12 protein-coding genes and 1 tRNA gene are annotated in these 13,693 nt (G+C 65.8%); 9 read left to right on the top strand and 4 right to left on the bottom strand.

The genetic code is table 11. From position 1 onward, the window contains the following. Positions 1-54 precede the first annotated feature (54 nt). On the bottom strand, positions 55-828 hold the full coding sequence (locus ACN9M4_RS00165; RefSeq protein WP_426301195.1) for an SDR family oxidoreductase: 774 nt from the start codon (positions 826-828) through the stop codon (positions 55-57). Between the two features lie 162 nt (positions 829-990). Between ACN9M4_RS00165 and ACN9M4_RS00160 the strand changes: the two genes are divergently transcribed. Continuing rightward, a complete protein-coding gene (locus tag ACN9M4_RS00160; RefSeq protein WP_426301193.1) occupies positions 991-1,587 on the top strand; it encodes a TetR/AcrR family transcriptional regulator in 597 nt (198 codons plus the stop codon). Between the two features lie 116 nt (positions 1,588-1,703). Here ACN9M4_RS00160 and ACN9M4_RS00155 read toward each other — a convergent pair. After that, positions 1,704-1,786: transfer RNA gene (locus tag ACN9M4_RS00155), tRNA-Leu, on the bottom strand. 365 nt (positions 1,787-2,151) lie between these two features. On the opposite strand from ACN9M4_RS00155, the gene ACN9M4_RS00150 reads away from it, so the two are divergent. Genes ACN9M4_RS00150 through pknB form a run of 7 tightly spaced genes read left to right on the top strand, consistent with a single transcriptional unit; the run spans position 2,152 to position 11,575 of the window. Continuing rightward, on the top strand, positions 2,152-2,901 hold the full coding sequence (locus ACN9M4_RS00150; protein ID WP_426301191.1) for an FhaA domain-containing protein: 750 nt from the start codon (positions 2,152-2,154) through the stop codon (positions 2,899-2,901). Beyond that, a complete protein-coding gene (locus ACN9M4_RS00145; protein ID WP_426301189.1) occupies positions 2,898-3,377 on the top strand; it encodes an FHA domain-containing protein FhaB/FipA in 480 nt (159 codons plus the stop codon). The genes ACN9M4_RS00150 and ACN9M4_RS00145 overlap by 4 nt, the downstream gene beginning before the upstream one ends. Before the next feature lie 2 nt (positions 3,378-3,379). Continuing rightward, positions 3,380-5,053, top strand: a complete 1,674-nt coding sequence (locus tag ACN9M4_RS00140; RefSeq protein ID WP_426301187.1) for a protein phosphatase 2C domain-containing protein — start codon at positions 3,380-3,382, stop codon at positions 5,051-5,053. After that, positions 5,050-6,417, top strand: a complete 1,368-nt coding sequence (locus ACN9M4_RS00135; protein ID WP_426301185.1) for an FtsW/RodA/SpoVE family cell cycle protein — start codon at positions 5,050-5,052, stop codon at positions 6,415-6,417. Before ACN9M4_RS00140 ends, ACN9M4_RS00135 begins: the two co-directional genes overlap by 4 nt. Then, positions 6,414-7,871 (top strand): peptidoglycan D,D-transpeptidase FtsI family protein, encoded by a 1,458-nt coding sequence (locus ACN9M4_RS00130; RefSeq protein ID WP_426301183.1) that lies wholly within the window; start codon positions 6,414-6,416, stop codon positions 7,869-7,871. Before ACN9M4_RS00135 ends, ACN9M4_RS00130 begins: the two co-directional genes overlap by 4 nt. Continuing rightward, positions 7,868-9,646 carry a protein kinase domain-containing protein gene (locus tag ACN9M4_RS00125; RefSeq protein WP_426301181.1) on the top strand — a complete coding sequence of 593 codons (1,779 nt, stop codon included), beginning with the start codon at positions 7,868-7,870 and terminating at the stop codon, positions 9,644-9,646. The genes ACN9M4_RS00130 and ACN9M4_RS00125 overlap by 4 nt, the downstream gene beginning before the upstream one ends. 6 nt (positions 9,647-9,652) lie before the next feature. Beyond that, positions 9,653-11,575 (top strand): Stk1 family PASTA domain-containing Ser/Thr kinase, encoded by a 1,923-nt coding sequence (pknB, locus tag ACN9M4_RS00120; RefSeq protein WP_426301179.1) that lies wholly within the window; start codon positions 9,653-9,655, stop codon positions 11,573-11,575. A gap of 78 nt (positions 11,576-11,653) precedes the next feature. Here pknB and ACN9M4_RS00115 read toward each other — a convergent pair whose 3' ends face one another. After that, positions 11,654-12,295: an aminodeoxychorismate/anthranilate synthase component II gene (locus ACN9M4_RS00115; protein WP_426301177.1), complete on the bottom strand. Its 642-nt coding sequence runs from the start codon at positions 12,293-12,295 to the stop codon at positions 11,654-11,656. A gap of 170 nt (positions 12,296-12,465) precedes the next feature. Continuing rightward, positions 12,466-13,251 (bottom strand): class E sortase, encoded by a 786-nt coding sequence (locus ACN9M4_RS00110; RefSeq protein ID WP_426301175.1) that lies wholly within the window; start codon positions 13,249-13,251, stop codon positions 12,466-12,468. Between the two features lie 173 nt (positions 13,252-13,424). Between ACN9M4_RS00110 and ACN9M4_RS00105 the strand changes: the two genes are divergently transcribed. Beyond that, positions 13,425-13,676 (top strand): cell division protein CrgA, encoded by a 252-nt coding sequence (locus tag ACN9M4_RS00105; RefSeq protein ID WP_426301173.1) that lies wholly within the window; start codon positions 13,425-13,427, stop codon positions 13,674-13,676. Positions 13,677-13,693 lie beyond the last annotated feature (17 nt).

Raw genomic sequence — 13,693 nt, 5'->3', positions numbered from 1 at the left:
ATCGACGCCGGCGAAGACCGGACGTCTGGAGATGCGGTACGAGTGGTCGGTGGACTACAGGTTGGTGCCGCCGGTGGCGTCGATGGTCTGACCCGTGACCCAGCGGCCGCCCTCGGAGGCCAGGAACGCGACGATGCTCGCGATGTCATCCGGCTGTCCGACCCGACCCAGCGCCGTGCTGGCCGCGACACCCTCGATAGCCTCCTCATTACCGCGCAGCCAGGACGCGTTGATATCGGTGTCCACCACGCCTGGGGCAACAGCATTGACCGTGATACCCCGCCGCCCGAGGTGCTTGGCCAAGGTGAGGGTGAAGGCGTCGATGGCGCCCTTGGTCAGGGCGTAACCGATGATTTCCGGGAACGCGATCCGGGTCACGCCCGAAGAGATGTTTACGATCCGGCCGCCGTCGGAAAGACGGGGCATGGCTTCCTTGACGATGAAGTACGGCGCGTTGACGTTCACGGCCTGCTGGGTGAGGAAATCCTCCCGGCTGAAGTCCTCGATGGCACCGCGCAGAGTGACGCCGGCGTTATTGACCAGCACCTGCACCGGCTGGCCGATCACCCCTGCACTGGCAGCGGCCTTGTCGAACGCGGCCCAGAAATCCTCCGCCGCGGTATCGGCAGCGAGGTCGGCACGGAAGGAAAACGCCGCGCCGCCGGCGGTTTTGATTGCCGCGACTGTCGCGGCGGCCGCGTCCTCGTCACGGCCATAATGCACCGCGACGGTGAACCCGTCCGCAGCGAGGCGGAACGAAATAGCGGCACCGATTCCGCGGCTTCCACCCGTAACAACAGCAATCTGATCTTTGGTTGATTCGCTCATGGGTGAGATACTTACATACGTGTAGCGATCACTACAAGAAAGAAACTGCGGTCCTGTTTCGCCGCTTCACACAGCGTCAACAACCGCATCCAGGAGAGAGACTGGTAGACCGATCAGACGAAACAGGGGGCGTCTAAGTACTGAGGAAACGGAAGGACAACGGTGTCAGGAAAAGCAGGACAAGGCCGGAAATTCGACGTCGGGCAGGCCCTGGAAGCGGCAACCCTCGTGTTCTGGGACCACGGTTACGAAGGCACATCCCTGGCAGAACTCACCCAGGCCATGGGCATCAACCCGCCCAGCCTCTACAAGGCCTTCGGGTCCAAAGAAGAACTCTTCTTCTCCGTCGTCGACCACTACAACGCCACCCACGGCAACTTCATGGCCATAGCCTTCGCGGAGGAAACCACCGGATTGGCCCTCATGCGACGCCTACTCCTCGAAGCCGCAGACCACTACGCCTCCACGACCTATCCCGGTGGATGCCTGGTCATCAGTGCCGCCGTAACAGTGACCGCCACCAACCGTCACGTCGCCGACCGCCTCGCCAAAATGCGCAACGACAACATCACCGCCATGGCCAAGGCACTCACACGCGACCGCGACGCCGGCCTCATCCCGCCGGACACGGACACCAAGGCCATGGCTGCCTTCGTCGGGGCAACGCTCCAAGGCATGAGCCAACAAGCCCGCGACGGCGCCACCCAGGACGACCTCAAGCGCATCGCCCGCTACGCCATCGCAGCCATCGGCGCATAAAGAGATCCGGCCGGGGGTTCGTGTCCAGAGAAGGCTCCCCCGCAACACCCACCCGCGCCGGCCAACCCGGTTAAAACAAAACACCCCGGTCCGAAGACCGGGGTGTTTTCGATGCGTGCGCGAGGGGGGATTTGAACCCCCACGCCCTTTCGGACACTGGCACCTGAAGCCAGCGCGTCTGCCGTTCCGCCACTCGCGCGCAACTTCTCCTGCACGGACACAGTCCACGGGTTTCCCCGCTTCCTGCCCTGCAAAAGCAGCGAGATCAAGCATAACGGACATTGGAGGAAAAACACCAATCGGACCGCAGCAGAGCCTCCAGGCCCCGGAATCACGCGGTTTTAGGGGCCCGCGCCACAGGCTTCCCGGGCCTCCGCGATGAACTTTTCCGCGGGCCGGACCGTTGCGGATTAAGGCCATTCACAGCCATGCCCAGTAGTATCGGGAAAGGAGTGGCCCGGAAAAGGCCATGCCGTCACGGACTCCACGAGTCCATGCCTGATGCGGGGGACGAAGCCCCCGCACAGTTAGTTGCCGGGTCAATGCAACGGAAGGAGGAGGACCATGGGATTGCTCGACAAGGTTGAGCGCGGCATCGAAAAAGCCGTCCGCGGCGTCTTCTCCACCGGATCCCGTGCCAGGGTGGAACCCGTGGAAATTGCCAGCAAGCTCCGCCGCGAACTGGACAACAAGTCCCTCACCATCGCGGCCGGACGGACCCTGGCTCCGAACGTCTTCGATGTCCTCCTCAGCGTGCAGGACTTCACCCGCGCCCAGGAATGGGGAACGCCGCTGGCAGAGGAACTCTGCGACGTCGTGATCCAGCATGTGCGAAGCCAGGGATACACGCTGCAGGGCCCCGTGCGGATCTCTTTCCGCCAGGACGAAGCCCAGCGCGAAGGCCATTTCGAAATCACCTCCCGCACGGAAAAGTCCGGTGGCGCTCCCGCGCCCCGCAGCAACGTTCCGGCCGCACCCGCGCGGGAACCGTCCAGGCTCCAGCCCGTCCTGGATATCGGCGGCCAGCGCTACTCGCTCAACGCGCCCTCCGTGATCCTGGGCCGTTCTTCGGAGGCCGACATCCTCGTGGAGGACACCGGCGTGTCGCGCAAGCACCTGGAAATCCGCAGCGAGGGCGGATTTGTCCGCGCCGTGGACCTGGGTTCCACCAACGGAAGCTACGTCAACGGGCACAAACTGGATGGCAGCACGGAACTTGTCGACGGTTCCACGATCACGATGGGACGTACCAAGATCATCTTCAGGCTTCTGACCGTGCCGCCCAACAGCTCCGACCCCGGGGGCCGCGCGTGAGCGAACTGACCATCACGGCCCTGCGTTTCGGCTTCCTGTTGCTCCTGTGGGTATTAGTCTTCAGCATCGTGTCCGCCATGCGCCGGGACCTCATGATCGGACGCAAGGCAGCCACCGGCGCCCCCACCGCACGGGAAGTACGCAAGCATCCCGAACTGGCGCCGCCCGCGCCAGTGGCAAAGCAGCAGGCCCGGCATCTCGTCGTCGTCGAGGGTCCGCTCAAGGGCACCACCCTGCCGCTGGCAGCGAGCCCCATCCTGCTCGGCCGCGCCCAGGAAGCCACCTTGGTCCTCGAAGACGACTACGCCTCGGGACGGCATGCGCGCCTGTTCCCGCAGGGCAGCCGCTGGTTCATCGAAGATCTCGGCTCCACCAACGGCACATACCTCGCCGACCAGCAACTGACCCGGGCCCTGCCGGTGGAGCTTGGCGTCCCCGTGAGGATCGGCAAGACGGTCATTGAATTGAGGCCATAGCCATGGCTTCACCCCAGTCCTCCGAGGGCAAGCCCACGCCCGAAGGCGGCCCCTTGATCATGCGCTACGCGGCGCGTTCCGACGTCGGCCGCCTCCGCTCCAAGAACGACGATTCGGCTTATGCGGGCCGCTACCTCGCCGTGGTCGCCGACGGCATGGGCGGGCACGCGGGCGGCGACGTCGCCTCGGCATCTACAGTCCTGGACATGATCCACCTGGATCACGATGACTATGCCGAAGGCGCGGATACCGTCCTCGCCGACGAGATCCAGACCGCCAACTCGCTGCTCTCCGAGCTGGTCCACATGGATCCGAAGCTTGCCGGCATGGGCACCACGGTCACGGCACTCCTGCTGGAGGGCAAGCAGCTTCATTTCGCCCATATCGGCGATTCCCGCGCCTACCGGCTGCGCGGCACCAACTTCGAGCAAATCAGCGTGGACCACACCTTCGTCCAGCGGCTCATCGACGAGGGCCGGCTCCGTCCGGAGGAAGCCGAAACCCACCCGCACAAGAACGTCCTCATGCGGGTGCTCGGCGACGTGGACGCGAGCCCGGAGCTGGACCTGGCGGTCCTGGACGTCGAAGCCGGCGAACGCTGGCTGCTCTGTTCGGACGGACTGAACTACGTTCCGGGCCCCGTGGTGGAGCAGGTGGTCCGGGAAACCCGGAACCTTGCCGAGTGCGCCGAACTGCTGATCCAGCTGACGCTTGCAAACGGTGCCCCGGACAACGTCACCGTGGTGATGCTGGAAATCGCCGAAGAAACCGGCGACGACGTCAACACCGCTTCCGTGGACATCGTCGCCCCCGCGGAACCCGCCCCGGGTGACGCCAAGGAAAGCGCGGAGACCGCCAAGGCAGCAGCCGGTGGAACGGCGGCGGACGCCGCCCCTGAATCCGGGAAGTCCGGGAGCGCGGCCGCCGCCGCACCGGAGACCGGTCCAACCACCCTTGGCCCCGCCGACGCCGGCAAGCCCGCCGGCGAGCCACCCGCCGTCACCGACCCGCACCTGGGTGAACACCTTTCCGCGGAAGTCCTCCGCGAAGAACTCGCTTCCCGTCCGCACGAGCTGGTGGGAGCCGCTGCCACCGCCGCCGAAACCGGGTCCATCCCCACGGTGGCCGGCCGCAGCGTGGCCCGCCGGGCTGCCACCATGCTCACCCACAAGGCCGAACAGGACCGCGAAGAAGTCCTGGTGCTGCCCGTTAAGCGGCGCCGTTGGCTCACCGTCCTCGCGGCCGCCCTCCTGGCCGTTTTCATGGTCGCCGGGCTGTGGCTTGGCTACGCCTGGACGCAGACCCGCTTCTATGTCGGCGAATACGACAACAGGGTGGCGATCTTCAACGGAATCTCGCAGCGGCTGGGCCCTATCCAGCTGTCCAAGCTGGAGTCAGTGACGAAACTCCAACTGGGTTCGCTTCCCGAGTTCCAGCAGCAACGAGTCCGGCAGACCATCCCCGCGGACAGCCTTGAGGCCGCGCAGCGCATCGTCGACAACCTTGAGGAGCCGGACGATTCGACCCCGGCTCCGTGCCCGACCCCGAGCGCAAAGCCGACGCCGAGCGGAAAGGCCACGCCGTCAGCCAAGCCCTCGCCGTCCGCCACCGCCACCCCGTCCGGTTCGCCCACCGCCGGGCCAAGCAACGCTCCATGCGAGGAGGTGTCCCCATGATCCAGGCAGAAACCACGCCAAAGCCCCGCCGCAACGTCGAGCTTGCCCTCCTCGTGCTTGCCCTCGCCGTCGGGATCGGCGCAAGCGCCATGGTGGACCTCAACTCCGAGACCCCGTTCGACAGCGATTTCTGGTTCCAGTCGAGCCTGCTGGCCGTGGCGGCCTTTGCCTTCCACGTTGTCCTGCGCGTACGGGCAAAATATGCCGACCCGGTAATACTTCCGATCGTTGTGGCCCTGAATGGCCTCGGACTGGCCCTCATCCACCGGATGGACGCTCCCGGGGAGGACACCGGCAACAACCAGTTGCGCTGGACACTCATCGCCGTTGCCGTCGCGATCACCGTGATCTGGATCCTCAAGGACCACCGGATCCTGCGCCGCTTCACCTTCATCTCGCTGGCTGCCAGCGCAGTCCTGCTGGTCCTGCCGCTGGTTCCCGGCATCTCGGCCGGCGAGGTACTGGGCGCGAGTGTCTGGATCCGGATTGGTCCCATGACCTTCCAGCCCGGCGAAATCGCCAAGATTACGCTGGCCATATTCTTCGCGGGGTATCTTTCGTCCAACCGGGATCTGATCCTGCTGGCCGGGCGCAAGATCGGGCCTCTGCAGTTCCCGCGCTTCAAGGACATGGGCCCCATGATCACGGCGTGGCTGGTGAGCATCGGCGTCCTGGTCTTCCAGCGTGACCTGGGTTCTTCCGTTCTCTTCTTCGGCCTGTTCATCGTGATGATCTACGTCGCCACCAGCCGCATCAGCTGGGTGGTGATCGGCCTGGCCCTGATCCTGGGCGGCGGCTTCGTGGCCTCGCGGATCTTCGCCCACGTGGGCTTCCGGCTCGACAGTTGGTGGAACGCCTTCACCCCGGAGGTGTACGACCGTTTCCCCGGCGGCAGCCGCCAGATCGTCCAGGGGCTTTTCGGGATGGCCGACGGCGGGCTGGTCGGCACCGGCCTCGGCCAAGGCCGGCCGGACCTCGTTCCCTTCGCCAACAGCGACATGATCATCGCCCTGATCGGCGAGGAACTTGGCCTGATCGGGCTCTTCGCCGTCGTCCTGCTGTACCTGCTGCTGTTTACCCGCGGCTTCCGCGCAGCCCTGGGCACCAGGGACGCCTTCGGCAAACTGCTCGCGTGCGGTCTGTCCTTCGCGATCGCCTTGCAGTGCTTCGTGGTGATCGGCGGCGTGACCCGCCTGATCCCGCTGACGGGCCTCACCACCCCGTTCCTTGCCGCAGGCGGTTCGTCGCTGCTTGCGAACTGGATCATCGTGGGCCTGTTGCTGATGATTTCGCACACCGCCCGGAGCCCCATCGACACAACCCCCATGACCGAGACACCCAGTGAGGCGGTGAAGCAGCCGTGAACCAGTCCATCCGCAGCGCATGGCTTGCCGCCGTCGCCATGTTCGCCCTGATTTTCGGGGCCATCAGCTACGTCCAGGTGGTCGGTGCCGACGAACTCAATGACAATCCGTGGAACCAGCGGGCTGTCCTGGCGGACTACTGCAAGGACCGCGGTGCCATCATCGTGGCCGGCAAGCCGATCGCCGAATCGGTGGCCGGCGACGAAACCTGCAGCTTCCAGCGCAAGTACACGCAGCCGGAACTCTATGCCGGCATCACGGGGTACTTCTCCCGGACGTACGGCGCCAGCGGCCTGGAACAGGAGCTCCGCGACGAACTCGCAGGCAGTTCGGACCAGTTGTTCCTCGACAGGATCAGCCAGGTCTTCCTGGGCCGCCAGGCCAAGGGTGCCTCCGTGGAGCTCACGCTTGACCCGAAAATCCAGAAGCTCGCCTACGAGCTGATCCCGGACGGCCAGCGCGGTTCGATCGTCGTGACGAATCCCAAGACCGGTGCCATCATCGCCATGGTCTCCAAACCCTCGTACGATCCGAACCTGATCGCCACCCATGACGTGGCCAAGGAACAGGCGAGTTTCGAGGAACTCAACAGGATCCGCGGCATCAACCTGAACCAGTCCGTCAGCGGACCCACGGGCGCCCTGCTTGCTCCCGGCTCGGTCTTCAAGCTGATCGACACCGCGGCCGCACTGAACTCCGGCAAGTACAACAAGGACAGCGAGCTGCCCAACCCGGCGAGCCTGCCGTTGCCCGGTTCCTCGGCCTCCCTTCCGAACTACGCCGGCGGCAACTGCTACACCCGGACCACGGCTGACTTCGCCTTCGCGCTGGAGCAGTCCTGCAACACTCCCTTTGCCAGCATCGCCCTTGACCTCGGCCAGGAAGCCATCGCGGAGCAGGCGCGAAAGTTCGGTTTCGGCCAGGACTTCGGCGACCAGCTCAAGCTCCAGTCCGCCGTCAGCGTCTTCCCCACGGACCTGGACGACGCCGCCCTGGCCCAGTCCGCCGTCGGGCAGCGTGACGTCAAGGCGACCCCGCTGCAGATTGCCCTGATGACCGCCGCGATCGCCAACGGTGGCGTGCAGATGAAGCCGAACCTCATCAAGACGGTGCGCGCCCCGGACCTCCGGGTCATCAGCGAGCCCGAGCCGGAAGTCCTCCGCAACTCGACCAGCCCCGCGATCGCCCGCCAGATCACCGAGTGGATGACCGACGTCGTGTCCAAGGGCATCGCCGGCGGCGCCGCCGTCCCGGGCGTGCAGGTGGCCGGCAAGACCGGCACGGCCCAGCTGGGAGACAGCGGTTTGAACAACTCGTGGTTTACCGGGTTTGCCCCGGCCAATGACCCGCAGGTGGCCGTCACCATCGTGATCGAAGGTGTCGATGTAACCACCGGCGCACAGCTAACCAGTCCGAATGCGAAGAAGATCTTTGAGGCGGTGTTGAACAAGTGAGACCTACGTCAGGAATCACCCTCGGCGGCAGGTTCCAGCTGACCAGCCGGATTGCGATAGGCGGGATGGGAGAGGTCTGGAAAGCCAAGGACCAGGTCCTGGGCCGCATCGTCGCCATCAAGGTCCTCAAGGAGGAATACACCGGCGATCCCGGCTTCCTGCAGCGCTTCCGCGCTGAGGCGCGCCACACCGCCCTCCTGAACCACGTGGGTATCGCCAACGTCTTCGACTACGGCGAAGAAGATGGTTCCGCGTACCTCGTCATGGAATTGGTGCCCGGCCAGCCGCTGAGCACCATCCTTGAGCGGGAACGGGTCCTTTCCCCGGACCGGGCCATGTCGATCATTTCGCAGACCGCCCGCGCCCTGGCCGTTGCGCACGCCCAGGGCCTGGTGCACCGGGACGTGAAGCCGGGCAACCTGCTCATCACCCCGGACGGCCGCGTCAAGGTCACGGACTTCGGAATCGCGCGCCTTGCCGACCAGGTCCCGCTGACCCAGACCGGCCAGGTCATGGGAACCGCCCAGTACCTTGCCCCTGAGCAGGCCACCGGGCAGACGGCCACCGGTTCGTCAGACATATATTCCCTGGGCGTAATAGGTTATGAATGTCTCACGGGGCACCGCCCGTTCTCCGGCGAGTCCCAGATTGCCATCGCCCTGGCCCAGGTCAACGATGCGCCGCCGCCGCTGCCGGAGAGCCTCCCCGTCCCCGTCCGCGCCCTGCTGATGTCCATGCTGGCCAAAGATCCCAGGAACCGGCCGGCGGATGCCATCAAGCTGGCCGAGGCCGCCGAAGCAATCCGCGCGGGGAATATTTCCGCAGCCCATGCCGCCGTTCCGGGGATGCTTCTGTTCGAAGACGCCACCGGTCCCATCACTGCGCCCGCCGGCCTCGCCACGGCGCCCACCGGCGTCGTGGCCGCGCACGGCAGGGAGCAGACGACGGCGACCTCCGCCCTTCCGGTGCTCGGCGCCGCTGCGGGTGCCGGGGCGGCCGCGGACCACCTTTCGCGGTCCGAGGCCCTGGCAGCGGAGCGCAGCTTCGACCCGGACGAATCCACCGTGCTCTACGAGGATGAGGAAGAGGACAACTACGAGCCGCAGCCGGAGCGCCGGAAGCGCAGCCCGTGGACCTGGCCGCTCATCGCCCTGCTGCTGCTTCTCCTCTTTGCCGGCTTGGGCTTCCTGCTGACCCAGATGGGCCTCTTCAACCCGACGTCGCCGGCGCCCTCGTCCAGCACGAGCAGCCCGGTTTCGAGCAGCGCTCCGCCTAGTTCCGCGTCGCCCAGCGCCACGGAAACCTCGCCGACGCCGTCGCCGAGCGAAACCACGCCGGACACGGTCAACCTCATTCCGGAGCAGTACCTCGGCCGCCCTTACGAGACCGTCCGCAGCGAGCTGATCGACCTTGGTTTCGTGGTCAAGGGAACCGAAAAGTTCGATCCGTCCACCCAAGGAACAGTGACGAACATCGAGCCTTCCGGTCCGGTCGCCAAGGGTGAGACGATCGCCGTCACCTATTCGAAGGGCCCGGAAAAGATCGCTGTTCCCAACATCGCGGCCGGCGCCACTGAAGCCCAGGTACGGGCCGCCATCGAAGGCGCAGGCCTGCGCTGGGTGAAGGGTGACGCCGTCGAAGGTGCAGTCGGGCAGGCACCGGACACCTTCGTCAGCTCGGAACCCGCCGCGGGCACCGAGGTCAACGCGGGCGCCACCGTCGTCTACCATCTGTCCAAGGCCAAAGCCTCGCCCTCCGCCTCGTCTGGCAAATAGGAAAGCATGACTACCCGACGTTCAGGACCTGCACACAGAGAGGACAGCATTCCGGTGACAGCCCAACGCGTCCTCAACGGGCGGTATGAACTGGGAGAGCTGCTGGGCCGCGGCGGCATGGCCGATGTGCACCGCGGCACGGACACGCTCCTCGGACGCACTGTCGCCGTGAAACTGCTCCGCCCGGACCTGGCCCGGGATCCGCAGTTCCAGGCCCGGTTCAAGCGTGAAGCGCACGCCGTGGCGTCGTTGAACCATCCCTCGATCGTGGCGATCTACGACACCGGCGACTACACGGTCGACGGCGGCCACGGCGAGACCGTCCGGGTGCCGTACATCGTCATGGAGTACGTGTCCGGCCGGACGCTGCGGGAACTCATCCGCAGCAAGGAACTGGACATCGACCAGGCCGTGGAGCTCTGCCTCGGCGTCCTGTCCGCGCTCGAGTACAGCCACAAGGCCGGGATCGTCCACCGCGACATCAAGCCCGGCAACGTGATGGTCGGCGAAGACAACAGCGTGAAAGTGATGGACTTCGGCATTGCCCGGGCCATCGCGGATTCCGCCGCCACCATGACCCAGACGCAGGCAGTTGTGGGGACCGCCCAGTACCTTTCCCCGGAACAGGCCCGCGGCGAGACCGTGGACGCCCGGAGCGACCTCTACTCTGCGGCCTGCCTGCTTTTTGAGATGCTGACTTCACGCCCGCCGTTCACGGGCGACAGCCCCGTCTCTCTGGCGTACCAGCATGTCCGGGAAACCCCCGCAGCACCGAGCAGCTTCAATCCCGAGGTTTCCGAAGCACTCGACAGCGTCCTGGCGAAGGGCCTGCAGAAGGAGCGGGCGGACCGCTTCCAGGACGCTGCTGCCTTCCGCCGTGCACTGCGCGCCGCCCGCAACGGCATCGCCGTCCCCGCGGTCCCGGCGCCGGAAGCAGGTGACGTCACGGACGACGGCGGGCCGGAAGCCTCGCAGGACTCCGCGCCGGAGACCCTGGTCGGCTTCACGGGCATCGGATTCCTTGACGTCCAGCCGCCGGCCCGGGTCAGCGGGGAGGACCCGCTGCCGGCAAGCTACATCGACGAGCCCGACGACGATGCGATGCCGCTGGGCTTCCCGCCGGAACGTGAGCGCACGCGGCGGCAGAAGTCGCGGCGCCGGGCGTGGACCGCCGTCGTCATCCTCTTTACGGTGCTGGTCCTGGCAGGGGTCGGTCTGGGCCTCTACTACTTCATGAACCAGAAGCCGGTAGAACCGGTCAAGATCCCGATCCCGTCGGTCGCGAACATGAGCGAAGCGGATGCCATCCGCACGCTCTACGATGCGAAGCTCGTTCCCGACGCTCCCGTGCGGGTGAACGACGACAAAATCCCGCAGGGAACAGCGATCGGCACGGATCCGTCCGTGGGCACGGAGGTGGTCCTGGGAAGCCATGTCACCCTGAAGGTCTCCGACGGGCCGAGTTCCGTCACGGTGCCCAAGGACCTGGCGAACCAGACCGAGGCCGCCGCGCGGGACATGCTGCGCGTGGCGGGCCTGACGGCTACCACCATCATCGGGAACAGCCCCTCCGTTCCGGCAGGCTCCGTCATCCGGAGCAACCCTGCGCCCGGCGCGGTCGTGGCCCCTGGAAGCCGTGTTGAACTGGTGGTTTCGAGCGGCAAGGTCAAGATGCCGCAACTCATCAAACTTCCAAAAGACGAAGCTGAAAAGGCGCTGACCGACCTCGGGCTCACCATGAAGGTCGTGGAGCAGGAGAACAGCGTCCTTGCCCCCGGGATCGTCACCGCCCAGAGCATCCCGGAGGGGACCCTCGCAGAGCAGGGCAGCATCATTACCGTGACGATCACCAAGGCCCCGGCGCCGGAGCCGACGCCCTCCGAGTCGGCGACGCCCAAGCCGAGCGCAAGCGGCGGCAAGAAGGGCTAGCGTCCGGAGGCGGCCCCGTAAGAGGTGCCGGCCCCGCAAGAGGTGCCGGCGGGGATTCCGCCGGCACCGGACGGGCAGCTAGCGCTGGATCAGCGGGCTGAGCGTCGCAGCCTTCGCTGCGGCTCCGGCCATGCCCAGCGATTCAAGCCAGTTGCCGAGCATCTGGTAGCCGCCTTCGGTGAGCACCGACTCCGGGTGGAACTGCACGCCGCACAGTGGGGCGGTCTTGTGCTGCAGGCCCATGATCACGCCGTTCGCGGTTTCGGCCGTGATCTCCAGGACGTCCGGAATGGTCTCGCGGACGGCAGCCAGTGAGTGGTACCGGGTGGCCGTCACGGGGGACGGCAGGCCGGCGAAGACGCTCTTGCCGTCATGCTGCACCGGCGAAGTCTTGCCGTGCATCAGCTCCGGCGCGTGGGTGACCGTTCCGCCGTACGCTTCGGCAAGCGCCTGGTGGCCCAGGCAGACGCCGAACATGGGCTTGTTGTTATCGCCGCACCATTTGATGAGCTCAATGCAGACTCCTGCTTCTGCCGGCGTCCCCGGGCCGGGGGAGATCAGGACGCCGTCACGGGCATCGGCAAGCTCGATCGCCTCCGCGAGGGTGACGTCGTCGTTGCGGACCACGGTGGTTTCCGCGCCGAGCTCCCGCAGGTAGCCCACCAGGGTGTAGACGAAGCTGTCGTAATTGTCGACGACGAGGATTTTAGTTGTGCTCATGGCTGCTGTACTGAACCAATCGTTGAGTTGGTGAGGGTGGTGAACTGGGACATCCAAGGGAAGAGGAACTGCACCATCAGGACCAGTATTCCTGCGATGAGTGCCGCCGAGGTCAATATGCGCGTCCATAACGGACCAGGCAGGTGCCGGAAAATCCATCCGTACATATCTCAGGCCTTTCCGCGGGTCTTGGCCGCGAGGGCGGCGATTTCCGACGGCGGTCCGGCGGACGCCGGCTGCCAGCTTTCCAGCAGCGAATACGCAATGAACCGTTCCGCGGAGCCGAAACGCGGGTTGCAGCTGGTCATGGTGAGGTAGCTGTCCCGGGGTTGCACACCGGCTTTGGTGGGAACCGGGAGCAGGACGTCCGTGCGGGAGGGCAGCACGATCTGGTTGTTCCGGTACACGTAGGTGTAATAGCCGGTCTTGGTCTGGACATAGATCCGGTCGCCCGGCACCAGTTCGTGGATGTTGTCCAGCACGGCGCCGTGAGTCTGGCGGTGGCCGGCAACTGCGAAGTTTCCGGCTGCCCCGGGCATGCTGGTTCCCTCGTAGTGTCCGAGGCCAAGGGAATCCAGGACGTCCGCACCGGTGCCTTGGACGATGGGCCGCGAGTAGTCGGCCCCGAACCTGGGAACGTACATGATGCCGATCGTCTCCCCGTAGCCCGGCGCCGCGGAGACTCTCGGTTTCCCGTAGTCGGTGTTCCCCGCCGGGGGAGCGAGGGGTCCTGTGAATTCCCTGGCGAACGCGTCGATGGCCTGGCCCTGGCTGGCGTCGGCTTCCACATTGGTCCACCAGAATTCCCAGGCCACGAATAGCAGCAGCACGACGCCGGCAGTCAGGAAGAGTTCGCCGACGAGCTGCAGGCTCTTCCGGACGACGCTGCGCTCATTCCGGCGGCGGGGAAAGTCGACGGGCACAGCAGCGGAGGCCTCCGACTGCTGCTGCGTCACGGGGGTCTCCTCTGTCCGGGAAACGGCCGCACGGAGCGTCTTCGAAGTCCGGCTAGACTTGGCAGCTAGAGACGAACCTGGAAGTACCGCGAACGCGCAGACCGCTGGAATTTTCCTTCCTGCAGGATACCAAGCCGGCACGCGGCCCTTCATTCAAAGGCCAAGGAGGAACCGTGCCCGAGTCAAAGCCCCGCAAGCGGCCTGCCCGCACTGTTGAGACCGCAGCCAAGGAGCAGTACAAGCCGAACCCGGTCTGGTTCAAGCCGGTGATGTTCGGCCTCATGATCATCGGCCTGCTGTGGATCATCACCTTCTACATCACCGGCGGCCAGTTTCCGGTGGCGGCGTGGGAATCCTGGAACATCGTGGCAGGCTTCGGAATCGCGATCGTGGGCTTCCTGATGACCACGCGCTGGCGTTCCTGAGCAGCGTCTCCGGAAAC

This window comes from Arthrobacter sp. R-11 (assembly GCF_049913155.1).
Taxonomy (GTDB): Bacteria; Actinomycetota; Actinomycetes; order Actinomycetales; family Micrococcaceae; genus Arthrobacter.
Note: the sequence above shows the minus strand (reverse complement) of the source record. Positions and strands in the feature narration are given on the sequence as shown.